Annotated in this window: 19 protein-coding genes and 1 riboswitch; of the genes, 7 read left to right on the forward strand and 12 right to left on the reverse strand. The window is 39.7% G+C overall.

What is annotated here, in order from left to right; all coding sequences use genetic code 11:
• Positions 1-12: 12 nt before the first annotated feature.
• The 3 genes from BFP77_RS08310 to BFP77_RS08320 form a co-directional block, all read right to left on the reverse strand.
• On the reverse strand, positions 13-636 hold the full coding sequence (locus BFP77_RS08310) for a phosphoadenosine phosphosulfate reductase domain-containing protein (protein WP_099573573.1): 624 nt from the start codon (positions 634-636) through the stop codon (positions 13-15).
• A gap of 8 nt (positions 637-644) precedes the next feature.
• Positions 645-908, reverse strand: a complete 264-nt coding sequence (locus BFP77_RS08315) for a DUF2061 domain-containing protein (RefSeq protein ID WP_099573574.1) — start codon at positions 906-908, stop codon at positions 645-647.
• 183 nt (positions 909-1,091) lie between these two features.
• Positions 1,092-1,502 carry an RrF2 family transcriptional regulator gene (locus tag BFP77_RS08320; protein ID WP_099573575.1) on the reverse strand — a complete coding sequence of 137 codons (411 nt, stop codon included), beginning with the start codon at positions 1,500-1,502 and terminating at the stop codon, positions 1,092-1,094.
• A 217-nt stretch (positions 1,503-1,719) separates the two neighbouring features.
• Here BFP77_RS08320 and BFP77_RS08325 point away from each other — a divergent pair, with 217 nt between their 5' ends.
• Both BFP77_RS08325 and BFP77_RS08330 read left to right on the forward strand, forming a co-directional pair.
• Positions 1,720-2,664 carry a sugar phosphate isomerase/epimerase family protein gene (locus BFP77_RS08325; protein WP_099573576.1) on the forward strand — a complete coding sequence of 315 codons (945 nt, stop codon included), beginning with the start codon at positions 1,720-1,722 and terminating at the stop codon, positions 2,662-2,664.
• Between the two features lie 443 nt (positions 2,665-3,107).
• On the forward strand, positions 3,108-3,839 hold the full coding sequence (locus BFP77_RS08330; RefSeq protein ID WP_099573577.1) for a carbonic anhydrase family protein: 732 nt from the start codon (positions 3,108-3,110) through the stop codon (positions 3,837-3,839).
• A gap of 86 nt (positions 3,840-3,925) precedes the next feature.
• On the opposite strand, the gene BFP77_RS08335 is transcribed toward BFP77_RS08330, so the two are convergent.
• The 5 genes from BFP77_RS08335 to BFP77_RS08350 form a co-directional block, all read right to left on the reverse strand.
• Positions 3,926-5,089 (reverse strand): trans-sulfuration enzyme family protein, encoded by a 1,164-nt coding sequence (locus tag BFP77_RS08335; RefSeq protein ID WP_099573578.1) that lies wholly within the window; start codon positions 5,087-5,089, stop codon positions 3,926-3,928.
• An 84-nt stretch (positions 5,090-5,173) separates the two neighbouring features.
• Entirely contained in the window at positions 5,174-8,560 is a 3,387-nt protein-coding gene (thrA, locus tag BFP77_RS08340) for a bifunctional aspartate kinase/homoserine dehydrogenase I (protein WP_099573579.1), read from the reverse strand.
• A 113-nt stretch (positions 8,561-8,673) separates the two neighbouring features.
• The gene (locus BFP77_RS08345) at positions 8,674-9,966 is read right to left on the reverse strand and encodes an O-acetylhomoserine aminocarboxypropyltransferase/cysteine synthase family protein (RefSeq protein WP_099573580.1); all 1,293 of its coding nucleotides are present in this window, start codon (positions 9,964-9,966) and stop codon (positions 8,674-8,676) included.
• Between the two features lie 123 nt (positions 9,967-10,089).
• Positions 10,090-10,207, reverse strand: a riboswitch (SAM riboswitch).
• 131 nt (positions 10,208-10,338) lie between these two features.
• Positions 10,339-10,422 (reverse strand): hypothetical protein, encoded by an 84-nt coding sequence (locus tag BFP77_RS17510; RefSeq protein WP_373604820.1) that lies wholly within the window; start codon positions 10,420-10,422, stop codon positions 10,339-10,341.
• Positions 10,388-11,197 carry a hypothetical protein gene (locus BFP77_RS08350; protein ID WP_143751878.1) on the reverse strand — a complete coding sequence of 270 codons (810 nt, stop codon included), beginning with the start codon at positions 11,195-11,197 and terminating at the stop codon, positions 10,388-10,390. The genes BFP77_RS17510 and BFP77_RS08350 overlap by 35 nt, the downstream gene beginning before the upstream one ends.
• Before the next feature lie 189 nt (positions 11,198-11,386).
• Between BFP77_RS08350 and BFP77_RS08355 the strand changes: the two genes are divergently transcribed.
• The 3 genes from BFP77_RS08355 to BFP77_RS08365 all read left to right on the forward strand — a co-directional run bounded on the left by BFP77_RS08355 (position 11,387) and on the right by BFP77_RS08365 (position 14,582).
• On the forward strand, positions 11,387-12,256 hold the full coding sequence (locus tag BFP77_RS08355) for a DUF808 domain-containing protein (RefSeq protein WP_099573582.1): 870 nt from the start codon (positions 11,387-11,389) through the stop codon (positions 12,254-12,256).
• A 668-nt stretch (positions 12,257-12,924) separates the two neighbouring features.
• Entirely contained in the window at positions 12,925-13,725 is an 801-nt protein-coding gene (locus BFP77_RS08360; RefSeq protein ID WP_099573583.1) for a HipA family kinase, read from the forward strand.
• Entirely contained in the window at positions 13,722-14,582 is an 861-nt protein-coding gene (locus tag BFP77_RS08365; protein WP_099573584.1) for a DUF3037 domain-containing protein, read from the forward strand. The genes BFP77_RS08360 and BFP77_RS08365 overlap by 4 nt, the downstream gene beginning before the upstream one ends.
• An 89-nt stretch (positions 14,583-14,671) precedes the next feature.
• On the opposite strand, the gene BFP77_RS08370 is transcribed toward BFP77_RS08365, so the two are convergent.
• Both BFP77_RS08370 and metK read right to left on the reverse strand, forming a co-directional pair.
• Positions 14,672-16,606, reverse strand: coding sequence for a CocE/NonD family hydrolase (locus BFP77_RS08370; RefSeq protein ID WP_099573585.1), 1,935 nt, complete (start codon positions 16,604-16,606; stop codon positions 14,672-14,674).
• Between the two features lie 1,096 nt (positions 16,607-17,702).
• Positions 17,703-18,959 (reverse strand): methionine adenosyltransferase, encoded by a 1,257-nt coding sequence (gene metK, locus BFP77_RS08375; RefSeq protein WP_099573586.1) that lies wholly within the window; start codon positions 18,957-18,959, stop codon positions 17,703-17,705.
• A 331-nt stretch (positions 18,960-19,290) separates the two neighbouring features.
• Here metK and BFP77_RS08380 point away from each other — a divergent pair, with 331 nt between their 5' ends.
• Entirely contained in the window at positions 19,291-19,905 is a 615-nt protein-coding gene (locus BFP77_RS08380; RefSeq protein ID WP_099573587.1) for a deoxynucleoside kinase, read from the forward strand.
• Here the strand turns inward: BFP77_RS08380 and BFP77_RS08385 are convergent.
• On the reverse strand, positions 19,902-20,912 hold the full coding sequence (locus BFP77_RS08385) for an App1 family protein (protein WP_099573588.1): 1,011 nt from the start codon (positions 20,910-20,912) through the stop codon (positions 19,902-19,904). The genes BFP77_RS08380 and BFP77_RS08385 overlap by 4 nt on opposite strands.
• Before the next feature lie 208 nt (positions 20,913-21,120).
• Here BFP77_RS08385 and BFP77_RS08390 point away from each other — a divergent pair, with 208 nt between their 5' ends.
• A complete protein-coding gene (locus BFP77_RS08390; protein ID WP_099573589.1) occupies positions 21,121-21,825 on the forward strand; it encodes an energy transducer TonB in 705 nt (234 codons plus the stop codon).
• Between the two features lie 59 nt (positions 21,826-21,884).
• Here BFP77_RS08390 and BFP77_RS08395 read toward each other — a convergent pair whose 3' ends face one another.
• Entirely contained in the window at positions 21,885-24,296 is a 2,412-nt protein-coding gene (locus tag BFP77_RS08395) for a sodium-translocating pyrophosphatase (RefSeq protein WP_099573590.1), read from the reverse strand.
• Between the last annotated feature and the right edge of the window lie 103 nt (positions 24,297-24,399).

The following is a 24,399-nucleotide window of genomic DNA, read 5'->3' on the forward strand; positions in this document are numbered from 1 at the left end:
TCTATTGCCTAATTACGTATGTAGGCCGCACTCTCTATTTTCCAAGACCTTTGTAGGGTCAAAATAGGTATGCTCGTTCGGTAAATCTCTCTCCTTTAAATAAGCGTCCAAGTGTGTATCGTTCCAATGATAGAACGGACTCACTTTAAGAACACCATCCTTGCTTAAGCTCAATATATCTAATGAATCTCTATGTGCAGTCTGTCCTTTTCTAAGGTTGGTAAACCACACATCGGGTCGGTGTGCCGCCATTGCCCTTCTAAACGGCTCTAGTTTTACCTGCTCGGTGAACAAGGCGTGCCTCTCATCATCTATCTGCGGAATACCCATTACGGCATCCCTGTGCGCAGTGGTTTGCTTGGGCACATATAAATCAATGTTCAAGTTTAATCGTGCAATAAGTTCTTCCGCGTGTTTATAGGTATTGGGCGTGTTGTAACCAGTATCGCACCACACCACAGGAATATTATCCTTTACTTGAGATACCGCATAAAGAATGGCTACCTCGTAAGGCCTAAAATTAGTCGTGACCAATGCCTTATTGGCATGTTCGATAGCCCATGATATAATTTCCTCTGGCGGAATTCCCTTGAACTGAACATTCAGATTTCTAATATCTTCTTGTGTAAACGCCATACTGTATATTATTTACCCCAGTTTATTTTATTCCATAAACGTTCATGGAAAAAGTATAAAAACATCTTTGTCACAAAATCTATGGAGGCTATGGAAGCCGCTATGGCAACCTCACCTGTTAGCAGGAACGAAATCAACAGGGTATCCAAAGTACCTATAATGCGCCAGCTAACAGCCTTGGCAACACTTCGTATAGGTCGTTCGGATTTTTTGTCCGAGCCAAACTTAGTTTTAGTCGTTTTTCTATCTAAAATCAATTCATCTACAATCATACCTCTTATACAACTTTTATTATCCTAGTGATTTAATAGGATAACAAAAATAGAATTATTATTTAGATAACAACTATAGTAATTTAGGAAAATTATAATTACCCTATAGATTTTATAGATTTTTAATAAAAAGAAAGGAATTTAAAGAATTGACAAGAATATCTACTGAAAACCGGCTGCTATTTAGGCCAGTAAATCTGCAAGGGTATTGTGGCGGTATACGGATAGGTTAGCATCGCGTACCTTTAGCATTAGCTTATGAACGGCACAGGCGGTTTCGTCCGGGCAATCATCGCACTGCTCGTAAAAATTGAGACTTACACAAGGCACCATGGATATAGGCCCTTCCAATACGCGCATAACATCTGTCATTAAAATTTCGTCCGGATTTTTAATTAGATAGTAACCTCCACCCTTTCCTTTCTTAGAACCCAGGAATCCGGTTTTTCGTAACGATAGTAAAATACTCTCCAAGAATTTTTGGGAAATGTTCTCCTGCTCGGCAATTTCCGCAATCTGAACGGGTTGCTTGTCCTTTCTGCCACCGAGATACGCCAATGCTTTTAAACCGTATTTTGTCTTTTTGGAGAGCATCAGGCTAATATAGGAAAATTAGGAGAGGGAATTCATTAACTAAAACGCTTTATTTATATCAACCATCGGACTTTATCCAAAAACCGAAACCTTTAACCATAGCAATATATCCGCTAGATAAAACAGTACCCGATAAGCCATGCACTTTTTGGCAACCAATCATTATTATTATAACTTACCCTTTTAAATTATAATTAGAATCTCATCAAACTACAAAATGACCCTATCTAAAACCACATTAAAACGCACCAGCATACTTGTCGTATCCTTTTTATTGTTAACAGTTGCGTCCTGTAAAGAAAAAACAAACACCTCAAAAGTTACCGATGATTCCTCTAGCGCTATCGAGAATACGACGGATACCAATGCACCCAAATTTGGTGGCCTAGCGCTGTACACCGTAAGGGATGCCATGGAGGTGGATACCAAAGCCACTTTAAAGACCATCGCCGAAACCGGATACGTAAATATTGAAGCTGCAGGTTATAAAGACGGTAAATATTACGACATGGCCCCCGAAGATTTTAAAGCGTTCTTGGCAGAAGAGGACCTGACCCCTATCAGCACGCATCAAAGCAGCGTAACGATTGATAATGCCGATGAGGAAATGGCTGCTGCCAAAGCCGCTGGTTTCGAATATTTTGTGGTTCCGATTCCGCCAATGGGCCTATTCAATTATGATGCGACTACCAATACCATGAGTATGACCGGCGGTGCCGAAAATTTAGCGAACATACTTGACGAACTTGGAAAAAAAGCCGCCGCTGCTGGACTCCAACTGTTATACCACAACCACGATTTTGAGTTCAAAACGGATGCGGACGGTATCGTACCCATTGACTATTTGTTGGAAAACTGCGACCCTGAATTCGTAAACTTTCAAATGGACTTATTCTGGGTGACCAAAGCAGGGGCCGACCCATTGGCCTATTTTGAAAAGTATCCGGGGCGTTTTAAAATGTGGCATGTAAAGGATATGGATACGGAAGGTAAGTTTGCTCCCGTAGGAAATGGTACTATTGATTTTTCTAGAATTTTAGCCAAAAAAGAGCAATCTGGCATGCGATACTATATGGTTGAGCAGGATAAAACGTTTACCATGAAACCTTTGGAGGCCATTAGAGTAAGTCACGAGGGGATTAAAAAAATCGGCTTTCAGTAACACTTGCCACATGACAATGTTATAGTACATGCCGGTATTCAGTTTAAATTAAAAATGAATATCTACGTTTTGTATCTAGTAATCTTTAGCTGATAAAAAGGGTGTCAAATAAATCAACTAGTCAATTACTAAGCCATAAAAGCTGATTTTCTTTTTTGAGATTGATATGAATTCGTTCCGTAAGGACTCCTTAGTACGCTTTATATCATATCGCTGCCCTAAATAGAACTTCACACTTTTTATACGCAGAAAGCAGTCGACTCAATACAACCCACTCATTATCAGTGCTTATTTTTCTTAGGCCCGTACATCCCTATACTAAATTTGTAATAATTAAAAGTAATACTATTGAATTATAATACTTTAACTATTATTTGTGATAAGTAATACTTTTATATCTGATGTGGTGACTTATATTTGTCTCGAATTTTAAATTAAGTATTATGAGAAGGAATATCATTGCTTTAGCCAGTGCAGTACTATTGACAACAACGATACAAGCACAAGAGCCACAAGAAGGGACCATTGAAATAGATAAGAGCCGTATTTTAGTTGAATCCGTATTATCTGCCGAAGAACAGGCGGCCCTTACGCCCCTAGATGTTTACCATAGCTTGGCCGCTGGAAATGAGCGCTTTGTAATGAGCGACCTTACCGCGCGTGACCACTCCATGCAGATTAGGGAAAGTGCAGATTCGCAATATCCAAAGGCCATTGTGCTTTCTTGTGTAGATAGCAGGGTACCCGTTGAAGATGTTTTTGACAAAGGTATTGGGGACATCTTCGTTGCACGTGTTGCAGGGAATTTCATTAACACCGATATTCTTGGCAGTATGGAATTTGCGACCAAAGTTGCCGGGGCCAAACTCATCTTAGTCTTAGGTCACGAGAACTGTGGAGCCATACATGCGGCCATTGATGGTGCAGAATTAGGAAATATCACCGCTATGCTAAAAAATATTGCTCCTGCAGTGGTCATGTCCACTAAGTCCGAAGGACCGAGAACTTCCAAGAACAGACTACTTGTTCACGAAGTAAGTGAGAATAATGTGCGTGTTGCCATGGACCGCATCGTAAAAGAAAGTACCATTCTCAAAACAATAAAGGACAATGGCGAAATAGATATTAAAGGTGCCGTATATGACATGGATACGGGAGTAGTAAACTTCCTTTAAGAGATTACCATATAAGCTATGCCCTTCCTTCCCAGGAAGGGCATTTTTCTGATACTTTACATACTTATTCTAAAACATTTTCCTGCTTACCCCAAGGCCTGCTCAATATCACGGATAATATCATCAATATGCTCTAAACCTACGGAGATGCGTACCATACCGTCCGTAATACCCGCTTCGGTTCGTTCCTTAACAGACAACTTTCTGTGGGTGGTAGATGCTGGATGGGTTACAATACTCCTAGAATCTCCCAGATTGGCGGAGAGCGACAAAAGCTTTATCCGGTCAAAGAATTGTTTCCCAGCTTCCAAGCCGCCTTTTAATTCAAAAGCCACCACGCACCCGCCGGCTTTCATCTGTTTTTTGGCGATTTCATATTTGGGATGCGATTTTAGGAACGGATATTTCACCCAATTCACATTATTATGCCTTTCTAAAAATTCCGCTAGTTTCAGCGCGTTCTCGCAATGCCTATCTACCCGTAACGCCAGGGTTTCTAAACTTTTGGAAAGCACCCACGCATTGAAAGGAGATAGCGCCGGCCCCGTGATTCTTGAAAAACGGTATACTTTATCAATTAAATTGGCCTTACCTACCGTAATACCGGCCAGAACCCTACCTTGACCGTCCATTAATTTAGTACCGGAATGTATGACCAAATCCGCTCCGAATTTTATGGGCTGTTGCAAATAGGGCGAAGCGAAACAATTGTCTATTACTAATATGAGCTTATGTTTCTCAGCAATTTTTCCCAAAGCTTCTAAATCTAGGATATCCACACCCGGATTGGTGGGGGATTCCGCATAAATAAGCTTGGTACTTGGTGTTATTAGGTGCTCAATACCATCCAAATCATCAATCTTAAAATAACTATGCCCTATATTCCATTTGGGAAAAAAGTTATTGAACAACGAGTGGGTAGAACCAAAAATACTCCGTGCGGAGAGGATATGGTCGCCACTATCCAGAAGTGCCGCCAAGGTAGAAAATACCGCCGCCATACCACTAGCAAAGGCAAAACCTGCCTCAGCACCTTCCATTTGGCAGACTTTCTCAATGAACTCCGAAGAATTTGGATTGGAGTAACGGGAATAGATATTGCGTTCTTTTTCTTCCGCAAAAGAGGCGCGCATATCCTCGGCGTCCTCAAATACAAAACTGGAGGTAAGGTATAGGGGCACTGAATGCTCTAAATGTTCCGTTCGTTTTACCTGCGTACGAATTGCGTTGGTCTCAAATTTGTTGTTCATTTATGCTATTATAATTTCATTTAAGTGACTTCGGCTGAGATTAACCACCTATGTTTCTAGGTCACTGCTGCCAGTCAATCAAAACTACCCTTTCTCCGCTATTCTTAAAATATCTCCAAAAACACCTCTGGCCGTTACGGCCGCACCAGCGCCTGCACCTTGTATCACTAACGGGTTTTCCCCGTAAGACTCCGTGTATATCTCAATAATGGAATCCGACCCTTTTACCTGACCCAATGCGCTGGACTTTGGAACGGAAACTAATTTTACGTCGAGTAGGCCCTTTTCCTTTTGCAGGTTACCATGCAAATCACCAACATACCGCAAAACATGATTCGGTTTTTGGTTCTTTTTTATTTCATTGAACTTTGCATCCAAAACCTCTAAGTTTTGCATAAAGAAATCGGTTTCTACAGTTTGCAAACTCTCAGGAATTAAATTTTTAATGGCAATGTCAGAGAACTCATTACTCAAATCTAGCTCGCGCGCCAAAATCAACAACTTGCGGCCCACATCGTTACCCGATAAATCTTCCCTTGGGTCGGGCTCGGTATAACCTCGCTGCATAGCATCCTTTAAAATAGTAGAAAACGGTGCATCTACCTCAGAAAAGGTATTGAAAATATAACTTAACGAACCGGAGAACACGCCATTTATACGGGTTATATTCTCACCCGAAAGATGTAATAGTTTTATGGTATCAATTAAAGGTAATCCAGCGCCTACGTTAGTTTCATACAGGTATTGTTTTTGATATTTTACGAGTTCTTCCCGTAGCAACTGGTAATAATCGAAGCCCAAGGTGTTGGCAATTTTATTGGAAGATACCATATCAAAACCGTTCTCAACAAAATCAAAATAATGCGCAACAAAATCATTACTGGCCGTATTATCCACGGCTATTAGATTCTCTAAGTGATGGGTTTGCGCAAAATCAAAAATATCCTGAACGGTATAGGACCTCCCTTTTCTCTTTAGTTCACTCTTCCATGTTGCTCCTAAACCCTCGGGATGCAGTACTACCTTTTTAGAGTTGGCGATGGCAAAGACCCGTAAATCGATTCCTTTTCTTTTTGCTATTTTCTTGGTGGATTTTAAAATCTGGTCAATAAGCGTACCACCAACATTTCCATGCCCAAAAATAGCCAAGTTCACTTTTTTACTTATCCCAAAAATCTGACCGTGCATCACATTCAAAGCCTTGGTCAAATCCGATTTTTTAACCACCAAACTAACGTTCTTTCCAGAGGCCGTATTATTAAAAAGCAACGGAATAATCTGGTTTTTTATAAGTGCATTGTATGGTTTGTGAAAGGTGCTTAAATCTTGCCCCACAATGGAAATGACGGATACCTCGTCCATGACCGTAATCATATTGATGTCTTTAGCCTGAAAGTCTTTGGAAAATTCATTTTCCATGGCCTGCTTGGCTTTTTGGGCCTTATTGCGCTTCACGACCAATCCAATACCACGTTCCGAAGAACCTTGGGAAATGATACTAACACTAATGTTATGGTTTTCTAGTGTTTTAAAAATACGGGCATCGATACCGACCTTACCTAGCAAGCCCCTACCCTCTAGATTTATAAGGGCAACGTCTTCAATGACGGATAAGCTCTTAATCCCCTCTTTACTAGATTGGGCGCTAATGAGCGTTCCTTCGTTATCGTTGTTGTAGGTGTTGAGTATTCGTAGCGGAATATTTTTCTCTATCAACGGAATTATGGTCTTTGCATGTAAAATAGTTGCCCCAAAATTAGCCAGCTCATTGGCCTCTGCATACGATAGGTGTGCAAGTCTTTTGGCTTCCTTAACGTAGTCTGGGTTAGCAGTAAAAATACCATCGACATGGGTATAGTTCTGGAGCTCCTCGGCATCTAGAAAATTTGCTATAAGGGCAGCGGAATAATTACTACCGTTTCTGCCTAGTGTCGTCGTTTCTCCATTCTCGGCCGCAGCAATAAAACCCGTAATTACGGGCACTGAACCATTGGGAAGTTTACTTAACAGCAGCGTTAATTTCTCTTTAGAAATTTTTTCTAAAATCTTTGCATCGCCAAAAGCAGCATCTGTGGTCAAAAAATCTCTTGAATCTATAAAAACTGCTTTGATTCCTTTACCGATAAGCAATTTGCTGACCAATTTACCAGAGATGAGTTCTCCATGGGCCAACACCTCGTCTTTTATCTTGGCGCTGTAATCCCCTAATAAGGATACACCTTCAAACAGTTGCGCCAGACTTTTAAACTCTTTGGATAAATCAATATTGGCAAAGGTGTGCTTCTGGTATTTCTCAAACGTCTCAAAATCCGAAAAATAATCTTTTCCCTGAGCGGCCTTCTCCAAGATATCCTCTAGTTGGTCCGTAGCTTTTTCTCTGGCGGACAGGACTACCGCAATATGTTCTCCCGATGACACCTTATGGGACACTATATCCAAAACTCGCTCTAGTCCTTCTCCATTACTTAACGACTTCCCGCCAAATTTCAGGACCTTTAATTTACCGGATTTTCCATTGGTATTGAAAACACCGTCCAGCAGTTTTTCCAACTGTTCAAATTCTATTAAAAAAGCATCATGACCGTGCAAAGACTGTATTTCGCCGTAAGTAACATTGCTATTGGCCTGTGCTATTTGTTTGAAAGTATCCTTGTTTTCTTTAGCCGTAAAGAACAGGTCAGAATCTACACCGACAATATGAATATTGGTATCGCTATTTTGTAATTCTAAGAATCGCTCATTTCCACCTCGGGTAACGTCGATAGTCTTTAGCAGCTGATTCATGAGTTTGTAAGCTGATAATTGAAAACGCTCCTGTAATTTTTTACCGTGATGGGTAAGCCAACTTTCTACATTGAAAACCTGAAGTTCTTCGTTGGTGCTCCTTTTAAACCGCTCCTTAAAGGATTCCGGAGTACGGTAGCACAACATCGCGTGCATACGTGCATCATGAACCGGTTGTTTTGAATTCACCAAGAACTGTTCCTGAATCTGACAGTTAGCAATGAGCCAATCGGTAGATTTCCAATCGGATGCCACAGGAATGAGATGTTCGGTGAGCTTTGGATTGAGCACAGCCATTTCCCAAGCAATACCGCCACCCAAAGAGCCACCGATTATTGCGAATAGCTTCTTTATGGACAGTTTCTCCAAGCCAAGTAAAAAGATTTTAGCCATATCACCGGCCACAAAATCCTTATAATTCTCTATGACGAATTTATCATGACCGTTCCCAGGAATATTGAAAGCGAGTATGGTATACTTTTGCGTATCGATACACTTTTTATCCCCAATTAAAGCAGACCACCAACCTTCTGGCCCGGTAACATTGGAATTGCCGGTTAAAGCATGATTGACCAAAACAAGGGGAGCCGAGTGTAACGCTCTTCCGAACAACTGATACGAAAGCTCAATATCCTGAGTTACTCCGCTGAGGGTGGTATAATTTTTAAGTTTTAATTGGTGTAGCATGATAAAAAATTACTCCCGGTTAAAGCATCTCGACTGCGTTGGTGATGCACCACCAATCAAAAATTGGCATAGCGCATCCCTAACACAGTCGAAAACCTTAATGTAAGAGAATGTTAGACAAGAATAGCCTTGTCAACTTTAGCAAAAGCGTTCTCTAAATCAGTTTTTAAATCTTCAATATCTTCCAGACCTACGGATAAACGAATTAGGTCTTGACCAACTCCCGCTGCAGTTTGTTGCTCAGCAGTAAGTTGTTGGTGGGTGGTACTGGCCGGGTGTATAATCAATGATTTGGTATCACCAATATTGGCCAACAGCGAAAAGACCTCGGTGGCATCCGTTACCTGTTTCGCTACTTCGAAACCTCCTTTGATACCAAAAGTTACCAAACCGCTTTGTCCTTTAGGAAGGTACTCTTGCGCTAAATCGTAGTATTTATTACTTTTTAATCCTGGATAGTTCACCCAGGCAACTTCTTCCCTAGCTTCCAACCAAGTAGCCAGTTCCAAGGCATTGGCACTATGCTGTTTTATACGTACCGGTAAGGTCTCTAATCCTTGTATAATCTGAAAAGCATTGAACGGGCTTAAAGCACCGCCAAAATCTCGTAACCCTTCTAAAATTAGTTTAAAGGTAAATGCCGCCGCTCCCAAGGCTTCGCTATACACCAACCCGTGATATCCCGCGGAAGGTTCGGTAAATTCCGGAAACTTTCCATTTGTCCAATCAAATGTGCCTGCATCTATAATGGCACCACCCAAAGAACTTCCTTGCCCACCAATATATTTAGTAAGTGAGTGTATCACTAGGTTTGCTCCATGCTCTATAGGATTCAACAAACCTGGCGTAGCCACGGTATTATCCACTATGAAAGGAACTTTTGCCGCTTTAGCTTCTTTAGAAATTGCTCTTAAATCGAGTACATCCAGCTTTGGATTCCCTAAAGACTCTACAAAAATAGCACGCGTATTTTCTTTAACCGCCTTACCAAAATTTGTTGGGTCCGATGCATCGACAAAGGTAGTAGTGATACCCAATCTTGGTAGGGTTACATTCAAGAGGTTAAAAGTACCTCCATAAAGACTGCTTGAGGCCACGATATGGTCTCCTGCCTTTAAGAGCGTTAACAGACCTGTAGAAATTGCAGCCGTTCCCGAAGCGAACACTACCGCACCTACACCGCCCTCTACAGCGGCCAAACGGTCTTGCAAAATTTGATTTGTCGGGTTGTTCAATCTCGTATAGATAAAGCCCAGTTCTCCCAAAGAGAAAAGATTGGCCGCATGGTCCGTATCATTGAATACGTAGGACGAGGTTTGATAAATAGGTACAGCTCTAGTTGCTCCCGTTTGTTTTGGGTCGTGACCTGCATGTAAAGCGTTCGTTGCTAATTTTTGATTACTCATGATTTTGTTTTTTAAATAATTAATAAATCGGTAAAAAAGCCAAACCCTAGCCAGCCGACATTGCGGATAGGTAAAATCAAAAAGTTATAAGAAAGTGACTCAATTGCGAAGGCAATTGGTTTTTGGTTATCTGCCAGATATTGTAACAACAATACTAGTAGAATTTAGCACCTTCTTTGTTTGGAACAAAGGGTTGCTAAGGCTTCAAAGGGTCTAATCCCTCCACCTTTCTTGATAACTATTCAATACGTGTTTGAACTTTGTAAAGCACAAATTAAGGTTAGAAACTTTTAATAACCTAATATTTTCGAAAATTTTCACAAAAACCTAGTACTATGATAGATTAATAGCTATTTCAGCGCAAAGTGTGCCTTAATCGTTCTTAAAATTAAAAACCGTATTTCTAATATAGAGCTTTGCCTTACCTCCTCTTACGCGGTACGCACCGTAACGGATGCCCGTTTCCGTTGCCCGTTGGGGGGTCTGGAATATCATAATCAAAACTTTCGCCGTTTATGATGGCATTGGAATAGTGCGACACCACCACGCCGTCCTCTTCCTCGAAACCTGTTTTTAAATAAAAGGTGAAATCTTCGTTCTTGGCCACACGAGTTAGATAAACGTTTTGTCTGCCGCCATCCTGCAGCGTGCCCCCACGTTCGGTTATTTCTTCCCGATAAATATCAAAATGGGTAACCTCCCCATCAGTGACAACGGATTGTGCTATAAATAAGCAAATAGCTGGATCTGGCGACCCTCCCCCGCCAGTGTGTTTCCCTTTGGTCTGGGCAAAATAAGAACCGGTATCACCTACTTCCGCTATACGGTAAATCGCGGAAAACTCGGAAAAATTACCGCCCGTAGGTTTTACTCGGGGTGTCAACGCCCGTTCCATTCTTGGTTGTAGTCCATTGGTGTCTTTATGATTGGAGCCGTCCGCTATTTCATATACACCGTAAACGTTACCGTCCATACTCAACTCCATATAATTGGCATAACAGGTGCGGTCATCCAACCTACCTACATTGACAGGATTTTCTGGCTCATCGTCCACTGCGCCGCCCTCGGTACAATTGAGTCCCGCTAAAGGGTCTGGAAGCGGATTGGGTTCTGCGGTGTCGTCCTCAACCATATCCACTATCTCTATTTCCGGCTCGTCCCTATTTTCGGCTTCATTTCCACAGGCCGTTACACAACATATAAAGAAGACCCAACCAAATGTTTTCGACATTAAAGCGTAAGAACTGATTTTCATTTTTTCTTTAAAATTAATTTTAAGAATCGACAACGTCATACTGGACTGTTATGGTCTGATTCTTCTACCATTAAAAATTTATGGGCTTATGAGGACTTATTTATGGTAAACGAATTCACTGGAATCCTTATCCTTAACTATATTTGAAATCTTAAACAAACGATTATGGCTTCAGGTTTTTTTGCGGTTTTAGATGACGTAGCGGCTTTGCTAGATGATGTTGCGGCAATGAGCAAAATTGCTACTAAGAAAACCGCAGGTATACTTGGTGACGATTTAGCGGTGAATGCGGAAAAAGCTTCTGGCTTTGTTTCCAAAAGAGAACTTCCGGTGCTCTGGGCTATCAGTAAAGGCTCCTTATTGAATAAAATTATTATTCTACCAATTGCCTTTTTACTAAGTGCTTTTTTACCCTGGGCAGTTACGGTGGTGCTTGTTTTGGGAGGTCTATACCTTGCTTTCGAGGGAGCCGAAAAAATTTATGAATTCTTTGTTCCACATGCCAAAGCCCACATTCCGACTCAAGCGGAAGCTCCTAGTAAAAGTGATATCCTTGAACTGGAAAAAGCGAAAATCAAGTCGGCCATTGTGACGGATTTTATTTTATCCGTGGAAATCGTCATCATAGCGCTAGGAACCGTTCTAGACCAACCTTTGGCAACACAAATTGCAGTAGTATCGGTAGTGGCCTTGATAGCCACCGTAGGCGTCTATGGCATCGTAGCACTTATTGTGCGTATGGACGAATTTGGCGCAAGCCTGATTAACCTCACTGAAAGTGACAACAGTATCTCGGATTACATAGGCCGGTTTTTTGTAAATGCCTTACCCAAGGTAATCAAAGCCCTGTCCGTTATTGGAACGATTGCACTGTTGCTCGTGGCTGGAGGTATCTTTGTGCATAACCTTGATTTTCTTCATGGGATATTTCCAACCATCCCCAGTATCATCGTAGAGTTTGTCATAGGATTGCTAGCGGGATTCCTAATGTTGCTTTTCTATAAAGGCGTTAAAAAAGTATTTAAAAAGAAATAGGCTTTTTATTTGAAAAGCATATCGCTTGACTTCATATTTTTTAAGGAGTTAACTATTGTGTTTCTTTTACCACCAAGACGGGTTTTTAAGGACTAAGATTTAATTCCCCTTCCCTGGAGGGTCTAGAGGTGGTTATTAACCTTTGATTTCCTCTAAAACATTACCCAGAATATTTTTTACGTCTGTATTAAAGAACCGAACACTGCTAGAATAATTCTTTCAATTCATTACGAAACTTAAAATTAGGAAAGACGGTTTAGATATGAATGGTAGAGGAGAAAACTGTGGTTCGCCTTCCACCTCACATGAAGCGAAATTTTTTTGTTTTGTTTTTTATTTGTCCTACCAAATAGCAACCCCGAAACTTTGGGGCTAAAAGATTTTGCGTAGATTATTAAAATACGCAAATCTTTAGATTAAACTCGCCCCCCATATTGCTGATAGGTTTTGCTGTTATTAGTTACGATACTTTAGAATAAGCACGTTTTTTGCTTAATATTGAAATCCGTTTTGAGTAATAGGTCCCTCTGTGCTGTCACGTTTGAGTAAGTTTAATGCTAAATTTGTACAGGAAGTAACCAATACTGTTTTAATTGTAACCAAGATGAACATAAAATATAATTTTTGACTTATATTTCTTATTTTGAAATTACAAAAAAGTATAGCTTTTGTCAATTAAGGAACTAAGACTTGTTGGGGTTAAAGAAATTTTGAAGGGAGGTAGCACAAGCCCCCTTTTGATAAATGCAATTGATTCTGATGAAAATGTTGACCCTTATGTATTAAAGTGTTACAAGAGTGATTATATAGAGCAGAATTTTACAGTTGCAAAGGAAATTTTCGTTACAATTATTGCACAAGAGCTTGATTTGCCTGTTCCTGGTTGGGCAATAATAAAATTTGATAATTCTGAATTAGTAGGGTTTTATTCTAAAGAAGGTATTGCACATCTACATAGCGGTTACAAGTTCTGTTCCAAGTATTTTGAAGGATATCAATTATACAACGATTTTATAAGCAATTCCTTTTTGAAGGATTATCATATGGAAAATGTTTTTGCTTTTGACAATATTATACTTAACGTTGACAGAGGTGGTTATAGAAATAAACCTAATTTATTAATAGGAAATTCAGATTTTTTATTAATCGACCATGAACTAACTTTTCCTTTTTTAAATAAATGGTCTGTTAATAACCATATTGATTTTAAATCTCACTTTGTTAGCTACGACCATACCAAGCATATATTTTATAAACGACTTAGAAAAGTTATAAAAAAAGAGAGCGTTTTTGATGAGTTTTATGAAGGGTTGAGAAGTCTAAATTTGGGTAAACTTCGTGCAATAATTGATTGTTTTGAAAGTTTTAACATCGAATGCGGAGAAAAAAAAGCTATTTTTGACTACTTAAATTGGGTGAAAGATAATAGAGATTTTGTTTGTAAAAAGCTAAAAGAGAGGCTTTTATGATAGAAAATAAATATACATATAGTTTACTTACATATAGGCATTCCGCATTGTTAGGAGAGTGCTTAAATATAGGTGTGCTTGTTTATTTTGCTCATGATAAGCGTTTTGTTTTCGAATTTTCCAAAAATTTGTTGAGAATCAAGTCGGTTTACTCAAATGTGTCTGAGAAAACTTTGAAGCACTTTTTAAGACAGATTGACTTAAAAATTGATAAGATTAATAAGAGGAATGATAGCTTCATATATAATGAAATAGAATCATCATTTGATGAATTTGTAAAGGAATATATCTTACCTATTGACGGAAGTGCCTTACAATTTGCAAAGAGTACTGCGAATTACCAATATGGAATATCGAACTTAGCTGTATTGAATTATTTGAACGATCTATTTTTATTTGAATTAACCAAACACGGTGAAAACAAGGAATATCTTCTAGGTAAAAAGTTTTATGATTTTGTAAGTCCTCACGTTAATGAGGTAGGTAAAAGCAATAATCCAAATTTCTATAAAGATTTTGCTATAACTAATACTACAGGTGTCGAATATAAATTCAGATTTGCTTGGTTAAACGGAAGTACAAATTTAGTTAAACCATTGAATTTTGATTTAAAACAACCAATTTCAATTGAAAAAAAGGCACATGAAAATTATGGTTTGTTTGTTGATTTAAGAGATGTTGCTAAAGATAAAAATTTGGAATATCATCTAATTGTGGGTAGACCAACAAAAAAACTATTGTTCAAACAATATGACCACTCTTTAAAAATACTCGGGGATTTACCTGAAACAAAAATTATTGAAGAGGGTGATTTGAAGAGTTATAGTAACAAGTTGATAAGTACTATCAGAAAATAAGTTCTCTTTTCTTTTTTGTTTTGCTATTTTTTGAAAAATCAAACACAACAATCCTATATAGTCAATACAATATCCTACTTTTAAAAAATTTACTCCAACACCGAAAACTCCACACTAGAATCGGTAAAAACAGTATGGGTCTGGGTTTTAAAATCGGCCTCATCGGCTTTAAAGATATTGTCCACATAAGTCTGTGGATTCAAGTCTATTAGAGGAAACCACGTGCTCTGAACCTGCACCTGTAGTTTGTGTCCTTTTTTTATGGTGTGAAACACGTCCTGTAGTTTAATGTTCACCTCCGTTTTCTCGTTAGGCAGAAAGGGCTCTGGATTAGAAAAACTATTCCTGAACCTACCACGAAGCACCTCGCTACGCACCATTAAGTGATAATTACTCATCTTTAAATGGTCTTGCATTTCCTCATTGGTCTCAACATCGGCCGGGTGCACATCTATAATCTTGACAATCCAGTCCGCAGCGTCTCCCGTAGTGGCTACTTTTAGTTTGGCCATTATGTCGCCCGCCAAGGTAAAATCTTCTTGCATCACCTCGGTTTCAAAAACCAGAACATCGGAACGACGTGCAGCAAAACGCTGATCGTCCGTCATATACTTACGTGGCGTAAATACCGATTTAATATCCTCCGAATACGGGACAGGTTTCTTGACATCACTAACGAATTTAATTTCGGAAGCACCTTTTAGCTCTGTGGTCAACTCTTGGTTTTCCGAAAGGAACATAGCTTTCTTTGTAGTGCCTTCAGGAGGCCAAGCATTGTACTCTTTCCATTCTTTTCTGCCAGAATCGTATACATAGGCTTCTGGTAGACCGCTATTAGCATCACCTTTTCCTTTAAGGAAATGATTAAAAAATTTAGTTTCTATTTTCTCTTGGAAAAATTCGGAGATAGAGTCCCCAAAATAATAGTTCCCTACCAAGTTCCTGCCATTTCTTCTTGCCCAGCGTCCATGGTCCCAAGGACCAAAAACCATAGTATTATAGCCATCGGAATTCTTCTCAATATTTTTATAGGTTTCTAAAGGGCCATACAGGTCCTCAGCATCAAACCAACCTCCAACAATCATGGTGGCTACATGGGATTTTGACTTGTCCAAGTGCTGTATTAGTCCGCGACTTTGCCATAACTCATCATAATTGGGGTGTTCCTTTAATTCGTTCCAAAAGTAATCGTCCGTCATACCATCTGGTGCTATGCTCATTTCATCCTTGATATCATATTCAAAGAAGGAATTCAGGTTCTTCAAAGGTCCCTTGTCCAAGAAAAACTGGTACTGGTCTTCGGTCTGCAAATCGGGTAGACTGTACCAGGCCGTATCTATAGGTTGGTCTCCATTTGGTCTTGGCGTACCGAATAAAGAGGTAGCTCTAAAATAGCTCAACAAATAGGCTCCGTTATGATGAAAATCATCGAAGAAAAAATCTCCGATACACGCTTGGGGTGATGATGCTTTTAAGGCCGGGTGCGCGTCTATAGTGGCATAGGTGGCATAATAACCTGGATACGAGATTCCCCACACGCCTACATTACCGTTATTATGCTCAACGTTCTTCACCAACCAGTCAATAGTGTCATAGGTATCCGTGCTCTCGTCTACATCCTTATCCGATGTCTTGTTCGGTATATAAGCCCGCATATTTTCATAGTGACCTTCGCTTAACCACCTACCGCGAACATCTTGATATACGATGATATTACCCTCCTTCATAAGATGAATATTTGGACCAATTTGTGTCTTAAATTCGCCTTCACCATACGGCCTTGAACTGTAGGGGGTGCGTTGCATAAGAATTGGATATTCTTTTGAAGTATCTTTTGGTGTGTATATGGTAGTATGCAAGGTGATGCCATCCCGCATCTCTATATCGACCTCCTTTTTAGTATAATTATCCGAAACGTAAGTTTCAGAAATTTCTGCTTCAGCGGTCTTATTTCTTTTAGTACAAGCAACCAATAAGAATAGGGAAATCAGGACAATACTATAACGGTAAGCGAATTTTGACATGGCTTTAAATTTTAAGTCTTAAAGCTACTAAATTTTATAGCTTTCAAAAGCGGAATGATATAAAATAGAGAAACTAAAACCTTGTCCGACACCTAAATTCCCTGATTCATCTTTCATTTTGTATGAACTATTCTAAAACAAAGAAAGAGGAGATTCTTACTTCGTTCTATTGATAGCAATTATTTATACATTTTTATGTCGGTTTCTTTGCCAATGTATCGGCGCTTAACCTTTAGGCAACCTGTTTTTATGGGCATTTTATTAAGGAATAACGAGCATATCTTACACAAAAAAGAGCGACTTGTAGGTGAGTCGCTCTTTTGATGTATTAAAACTAGTAGGTTTTTCTTTTTAAGCGTATATGCTCAAAAATCAATCAATCCGCACTTGAGACCTTTGGGCCCCAACACCACTTTAAGGTGTAACGTTATTCTCAATTTTAACGGTATGCGCCCCAGAAATGGGGGTTTGTTGTAACACATGATTATTTTCAACAGATTCTACATTTCTAATGACAAACTCGGATATGAGGTCAGTATCCTTCGCACAGGAATTAAAAACAATACAGATTAAAATAATCAAAGACAATTTGGGGAATCTTGGATAACGATACATAGTTGGGGTAGGTTAAGGTTTCAATGTATTTTTGATGAATTTTAAACATCCGTGGAGCAGGCCATCTAACCCTCCTTCAGGAGCTTCAACAATAATTTGTTTTTGTCCGTATTTGGTTTGTACTATTGCTATATATTTCATCATTTTATTTGATGGCGATTTGGGCATCACTCTAATTACACTTTAAATATATGTAGTATTTTTCTTACAAAAAATTTATTGTGGTGTATATAGCTAAATGTGTGGTGTAAACCTAACATTCATGCAATTGTGGTCCTTTTAGAGGTTTTAGGACCAATCGCCTTATGGGCTTGTAAATGCGCCGCATATGCAGCAATCAACTTTTTGATGTGCTATTCAACCAAATAAAAAAGCAACGCTGTAACGTTGCTCCTTAAACATTTTTCAGTACCATGACGGAATACTTCACAGGTTTCCTATAAGACCTTACGCATTTAAACGACCTGTGTAGTTAGGTTAATCAGATTCCAAAAACTTCTTTTACTTCCGCTACGCTATCCAGTTTCTCCCAAGTAAACAGTTCCACTTCTTTCTCTACCTTACCATTATAAGGAGATTCAAACACCTTGGTCACCGTAGTGGGTTCCTTGCCCATATGTCCATAGGCAGCTGTTTCCAGGTAAATAGGGTTTCTTAGTTTTAATCTTTCTTCTATGGCAAATGGACGCATATCGAACAGTTTAGCAACTTTCTCGGCTATAGCACCATCGCTTAGGCCAATATTAGAAGTGCCATAGGTGTCTACATAAATAGATGTTGGCTCTACTACACCAATGGCGTAACTAACCTGTACTAGAATCTCATCTGCAACGCCGGCAGCAACCAAATTTTTGGCCGCATGTCTAGCCGCATAAGCAGCACTACGGTCTACCTTGCTTGGGTCTTTTCCACTAAAGGCTCCGCCACCGTGCGCACCTTTACCACCATAGGTATCCACAATAATCTTACGACCGGTAAGTCCTGTATCTCCGTGAGGGCCTCCGATGACAAATTTACCAGTAGGGTTAATGTGGTAGGTAATCTGCTCGTCGAACAGCTCTTGGATACCTAAAGGCAACTGCGCTTTTACTCTAGGAACTAGAATAGAAACAATATCCGACTTTATCCGAGCTAGCATTTTTTCATCATCCCCATAAAAAGCATCATGTTGTGTAGAGACGACTATGGTATCTATACGTTGTGGCACGTTATCATCAGAATATTCAATGGTTACCTGGGCCTTGGCATCCGGTCTTAAATAGGTAATCTCTTTATTTTCCCTACGTAAATCCGCCAAAACCTGTAGCAGCTTATGTGAAATATCCAGTGCCAAAGGCATATAATTTTCCGTTTCCTTTGTAGCGTACCCGAACATCATCCCCTGGTCACCAGCACCTTGCTGCTCTTTAGCACCTCTATCTACACCTTGATTAATGTCTTGCGATTGTTCATGTATCAAAGAGATAACCCCACAAGAGTCGCCACTAAATTGATACTCCCCTTTGGTATACCCAATTTTATTGATGACCTCTCTGGCGATATTCTGAACGTCCAAATAGGTATCACTCTTCACTTCTCCCGCCAAGACCACCTGCCCCGTAGTTACCAAAGTTTCACAGGCCACTTTACTTTCTGGGTCAAAAGCTAAAAAATGATCGAGAAGTGCATCACTGATTTGGTCCGCTACTTTGTCCGGATGCCCTTCACTGACCGATTCCGAGGTAAATAAATATGCCATTGTATTTTTTAATTATTGGACGATTTGACGGGATGGTTCAACCTTGCTTACAGATCTAGCGAGAAGATTCCGGAGAATACCCGGAAAACTGCTTTAGCATTTTTAACGAGGTTGCAATCAGTCAAATCCTTCCTCCTTATTTATTGCGTAAAAGTATGAAAATTGTTAAGCTTCTAAAAACTATTGGCACTCATTTTGTACCGTTTTTGGATAACAAAACAAGCCCATGAAATATTCGTGTATTTCATCTACATTTTTTTCTAGTAGCTAATATACTTTGTATATTGTGCGGTACAACTTTTGTTTTAACTAACCATTAAAAAACTTCGAAATGCACATTGCCGTTGCCGGAAATATAGGAGCAGGAAAAACCACCCTGACAAAATTGTTGGCAAAACACTACAAATGGGAATCACATTTTGAAGACGTTGTGGACAATCCTTATTTGGACGATTTCTATAACCAAATGGAACGTTGGAGTTTTAATCTTCAGATTTATTTTTTGAATAGCCGGTACCGTCAAATTTTGCAAATACGGGAAAGTGGTAAAGACGTGATACAGGACCGCACCATTTATGAGGATGCACATATTTTTGCTCCTAACTTACATGCCATGGGCCTAATGACCAACAGGGATTTTCAGAACTATTCGGATTTATTCAATTTGATGGAAAGTTTGGTTGAGCCCCCTGAACTCTTAATCTACCTTAGGAGCTCTATTCCCAATCTGGTAAAACAAATTCATAAGCGAGGAAGGGAATACGAAAATACCATTTCCATCGATTATTTAAGTCGGCTTAACGAAAGGTACGAAGCTTGGGTACATGGTTACGAAAAAGGCAATCTTTTGGTTATTGATGTTGACCAACTGGATTTTGTTGACAATCCGGAAGATTTGGGAAGTATAATCAACAAGATTGATGCTGAAATCAACGGTTTGTTTTAATCGGCTTTAATAAAGCCATGCTTTTGAGCATGCACTATGGCATCTTCCGTTTCCTTAACCAATAGAAAGGGCACCTCTTTAAACTCCTTGAACAAGCTAGTTACCCGTTCTATTCTTTTTGTGTCATTGACACTTCTTAGATAGATAGCCTTTACCTGATTTGGATATCTTTTGGCTATTTCTATATAAATATCACCATCTTTTTCTCCACTATCCCCTATAAGCACAAAGGGTAATTCCGGGTACGTTTCTAGAATATTTACAATTTCATGCTGCTTTTGCGGCGCAGCACTTTTTCTATTTCTAGCCCTAAAGCTGGCCATACTTCTTAGTAAAATAGGCCCTTTGGGAAAATCGTTGGTTTTTAGAAATAATTCCAAGTACCTATATAAATTCCATGGACTATGGCTTACATAGAATATTGGGTTCGCCACTGTCCCAGATTTTCCCAGGTGCAACCTATGATAAAAAGATGCCGTACCCTCAAGAGCAGCCCTCTTTGTAGCTCTTTTGAAAACCGTATTTACCAACACCCTCCATTTTAAGGAAGAAACCACCCCCGTATGTAGAATAGTGTCATCTATATCACTAATAACCCCGAATTTTGCCGTATTACTCGGAATAAGCATTTCCGTAGGGAATCTGTTCTGATGAAGAATTTCCCTTTTAAGATTGGTATCCGTATAGGAAAGCTCAAGATTTACCCACCCTTCCGTATTTGCTATTTCATCAAGTTGCTTCACCTCTTCTTCAACCAAAAAATACCCGTCCTTATCCGTAGTTGCCGTATAGCTAGAGGCATTGGGCAGTTTAACGGTAATGTTGGTATGTTTTATTTCATCGCTCTCAAAGCGTTTCCACGTATTCTGTATTAATTTAAAGAAACCTTTTTCCTGTAAATCTATCTCTTCATCCTTCAAAGCCCGACCTCTTACGTACAATTTATTCGGCTTTCCATAACCTTGGAATCCTAAAATTTGAAGCTTATCTTTTTTAAATATTCCCATAAACCAAAAGTAGCATATCTCCTAAACTATAGTATCTCATATGATAAGGGAAATAACGTAAACACTATAATGCACGCTTCCCTAACTCAACTTGGGGCTTTACTCATTACCCCTTCCTTATGCGCTTCTTGACTTATAACTTTAAGAGAAATTCAGAAAATAATGTATAACCCAATTTGCTGTAACGGCAATTTTAAACTTTAGAATTATGGAACTTAAGAAAAATCCTAGAAAAGACATCAACAAGAGAAGTGGTCTATATTTTGCATTTGGACTGGTCTTGGTAATGCTCCTTTCCTATGTGGCATTGGAATGGAAAACCTATGATAAAACCGATATTTATGCGAACAGGTTTGATGTTGAAGACAGTATCGACGAAGAAGCCCCTATATTTCAATTGCAAACACCACCACCCCCTCCTCCGCCACCGGTTGCACCTGTTAAAATTGAAATAGCAGAAGATGATTCAAAAATCGAAGAAACGGTGATTGAAGCTACTGATACAAATCAAGACAATGAAATCATTGATGTTGACAGTATTGTGGTTGATGAATTTATTGATGACGAACCGATTCCTTTTTCGGTAATTGAACATGTTCCAGTATTTCCGGGATGCGAAAACGATAAGGATAAACGTGCTTGTTTCAATAAAATGATACAAAAACATATTGTCAAGAATTTTAGATACCCAGAAATTGCGCAAGAGATGGGTATTCAAGGAAGAGTAAATATTATGTTTGTTATCCAAAAAGATGGAAGCATAGGTCAAATTCAACTTAGAGGTCCAGATAAAAACCTAGAAAAGGAGGCAAAGAGAATCATTGATAAACTCCCTAAAATGACACCGGGAAAGCAACGCGGAACCGCAGTGAAGGTTCCTTTCTCAATACCTATAAATTTTAAACTACAATAATTAAAAAGCCCTTCATGGAATCCATGAAGGGCTTTTTTAATATGAAGTAAGAACTAGGTCTAGTTCATTTCCTCTTTTACTTCTTCAACCACTTTTTCTATTTGAACTTTAACGTCTTCAGAAGTAGCATTAAATGATGCTATTTTAGCTTTTACCTCTTCTTCCGTTCCCTCAAAAACTTGTTCCGAAACAGATTCCTCTCCGTTTTCTGTTAGCGTAGTCACCACTACAGCTCTTGAAGTTCCGTCGACGTTATTGGTCATAGAAACCTCAACACTTCTTTCTGTTTGACTGGAAACTACTTCTGTAGCAGTTTTAGATTCGTTGTAGGCCGTCATGGTATCTCCGCTCATGGCTATACTAGGTGCAATCACCAAAGCAACAACGGACATTAATTTTAACAAGATGTTCAAAGATGGTCCTGAGGTATCCTTGAAAGGATCACCAACGGTATCTCCCACTACAGCCGCCTTATGAGCATCTGTTCCTTTACGACCGTCCGACTCAATCATTTTCTTGGCATTATCCCATGCACCACCTGCGTTAGATTGGAAAATAGCCATTAGAACACCACAAGTTGTAACACCGGCCAATAGCCCGCCTAACATTTCAGCACCACCGATGAATCCAACGGCAACCGGCACGGCAATCGCTAATAAACCTGGCAATACCATTTCCTTAATGGAAGCTTTGGTAGAAATATCCACACATTTGTCATATTCTGCATACCCATCGGCAGCATCGAAAATTTCTCGTTGCGCAGGAGTAGCTTTGGACATATCCGAATCTACCGCTCTCATTACTTCAAGTGCCGCCTTTAATTGTGGAATATCCCTAAACTGACGACGAACCTCTTCAATCATTGCCATCGCAGCTCTACCCACGGCATTCATGGAAAGTGCGGAGAAAACGAACGGTAACATACCACCAACTAAAAGACCTGCCATTACGGTAGGTTTAGAAACATCGATTGAAGTTACGTTAGCTACCTTCATAAAAGCGGAGAACAAGGCCAATGCCGTTAAAGCAGCGGAAGCAATGGCGAAACCTTTACCAATTGCTGCAGTCGTATTACCAACCGCATCTAATTTATCCGTACGCTCTCTTACTTCTGGTTCTAATTCTGCCATTTCTGCGATACCACCAGCATTATCGGAAATTGGTCCGTAGGCATCAACGGCCAATTGTATTCCCGTATTCGCCAACATTCCTACAGCAGCAATCGCAATTCCGTAAAGTCCAGCAAAATGATGCGAAATTAAAATTGCCGCAGCAATCAAGAGAATAGGAATCATCGTAGACATCATACCTACACCTAAACCAGCAATGATGTTAGTTGCAGCTCCTGTTTCTGATTGTTTTACTATGGAATTCACCGGTTTTGTACCCGTTCCTGTATAATATTCTGTAATCTTACCAACACCTAGACCAGCAATAAGACCGGCCAAGGTAGCATAGAAAATACCCATAGCTCCACTCGGAAGGCCTTCTACAGATTCTGGTATCAATGCATTGATGATAAAGAAAGACGCAATCACCATTAAACCTGCGGAACCGAATTCTCCGATGTTCAAAGCTGTTTGTGGGTTCCCGCCATCTTTCACCCTAACAAAGAAGGTTCCTATAATGGACATAATAATACCCACTGCCGCCAGTACCAATGGAAGATATACTGCACCCAACCCTGCGAAATCAGGAGTAATAATGAATGCTCCAAGAACCATAGTTCCTATAATAGAACCAACGTAGGATTCAAATAAATCTGCTCCCATACCCGCAACATCACCAACGTTGTCACCAACGTTATCAGCAATCGTAGCCGGGTTTAAAGGATGATCTTCTGGAATTCCTGCTTCTACCTTTCCTACTAAATCGGCACCAACATCAGCAGCTTTTGTATAGATACCACCACCTACACGTGCAAAAAGTGCAATGGACGAGGCACCCAAAGAGAAACCAGAAAGTACATTAAGTACCAGACCAAGATTATCTGGCCCAGACCAAATATTCTGATAAATCATGAACAACCCACTGAGTCCTAAAACACCAAGACCAACAACACCTAGTCCCATAACCGCCCCACCAGCAAAAGCGACCTCTAGTGCTTTTCCTAAAGAGGTTTTAGCCGCTTGGGTAGTCCTTACATTTGCCTTGGTAGCTACTTTCATTCCAATAAATCCTGCTAGTGCAGAGCAGATAGCCCCAACAATAAAGGATACGGCCACCATACCGTGCGAACCTGCCTCATTACTTCCCTTGAAATACAATAGAGCGGCCACTGCCACTACAAAAATCGAAAGGATTTTATACTCGGCCTTTAAGAAAGACATTGCACCGTCTGCAATATTCTTCGCTATACGCGCCATTTTGTCGTTTCCGACTTCTTGTTTACCTACCCAGGCATTTTTAATCGCTACGAATACGAGCGCTAAGACACCAAATACCGGTAGAAATTGTACAATTAATTCCATTTGTTCAGTTGTTTTATAGTTTTTTAAACGGCTGCTAATGTACTAAAATCAAATAGAATAAAAAAAGCCACTTTTATTGCTAAAAGTGGCTTTTTATAATATG

Origin of the sequence: Maribacter sp. 4U21, assembly GCF_002742365.1 — a bacterium.
Classification (GTDB): Bacteria; Bacteroidota; Bacteroidia; order Flavobacteriales; family Flavobacteriaceae; genus Maribacter.

What these genes read in the sequence shown, in the direction of transcription:
- BFP77_RS08370 (WP_099573585.1), bottom strand. Translation starts at nt 16,606, where the DNA reads ATGTCAAAATTCGCTTACCGTTATAGTATTGTCCTGATTTCCCTATTC.
- BFP77_RS08330 (WP_099573577.1), top strand. Translation starts at nt 3,108, where the DNA reads ATGAGAAGGAATATCATTGCTTTAGCCAGTGCAGTACTATTGACAACA.
- BFP77_RS08390 (WP_099573589.1), top strand. Translation starts at nt 21,121, where the DNA reads ATGGAACTTAAGAAAAATCCTAGAAAAGACATCAACAAGAGAAGTGGT.
- metK (WP_099573586.1), bottom strand. Translation starts at nt 18,959, where the DNA reads ATGGCATATTTATTTACCTCGGAATCGGTCAGTGAAGGGCATCCGGAC.
- BFP77_RS08380 (WP_099573587.1), top strand. Translation starts at nt 19,291, where the DNA reads ATGCACATTGCCGTTGCCGGAAATATAGGAGCAGGAAAAACCACCCTG.
- BFP77_RS08355 (WP_099573582.1), top strand. Translation starts at nt 11,387, where the DNA reads ATGGCTTCAGGTTTTTTTGCGGTTTTAGATGACGTAGCGGCTTTGCTA.
- BFP77_RS08310 (WP_099573573.1), bottom strand. Translation starts at nt 636, where the DNA reads ATGGCGTTTACACAAGAAGATATTAGAAATCTGAATGTTCAGTTCAAG.
- BFP77_RS08385 (WP_099573588.1), bottom strand. Translation starts at nt 20,912, where the DNA reads ATGGGAATATTTAAAAAAGATAAGCTTCAAATTTTAGGATTCCAAGGT.
- BFP77_RS08365 (WP_099573584.1), top strand. Translation starts at nt 13,722, where the DNA reads ATGATAGAAAATAAATATACATATAGTTTACTTACATATAGGCATTCC.
- BFP77_RS08320 (WP_099573575.1), bottom strand. Translation starts at nt 1,502, where the DNA reads ATGCTCTCCAAAAAGACAAAATACGGTTTAAAAGCATTGGCGTATCTC.
- thrA (WP_099573579.1), bottom strand. Translation starts at nt 8,560, where the DNA reads ATGCTACACCAATTAAAACTTAAAAATTATACCACCCTCAGCGGAGTA.
- BFP77_RS08315 (WP_099573574.1), bottom strand. Translation starts at nt 908, where the DNA reads ATGATTGTAGATGAATTGATTTTAGATAGAAAAACGACTAAAACTAAG.
- BFP77_RS08345 (WP_099573580.1), bottom strand. Translation starts at nt 9,966, where the DNA reads ATGAGTAATCAAAAATTAGCAACGAACGCTTTACATGCAGGTCACGAC.
- BFP77_RS08335 (WP_099573578.1), bottom strand. Translation starts at nt 5,089, where the DNA reads ATGAACAACAAATTTGAGACCAACGCAATTCGTACGCAGGTAAAACGA.
- BFP77_RS08395 (WP_099573590.1), bottom strand. Translation starts at nt 24,296, where the DNA reads ATGGAATTAATTGTACAATTTCTACCGGTATTTGGTGTCTTAGCGCTC.
- BFP77_RS08350 (WP_143751878.1), bottom strand. Translation starts at nt 11,197, where the DNA reads ATGTCGAAAACATTTGGTTGGGTCTTCTTTATATGTTGTGTAACGGCC.
- BFP77_RS08325 (WP_099573576.1), top strand. Translation starts at nt 1,720, where the DNA reads ATGACCCTATCTAAAACCACATTAAAACGCACCAGCATACTTGTCGTA.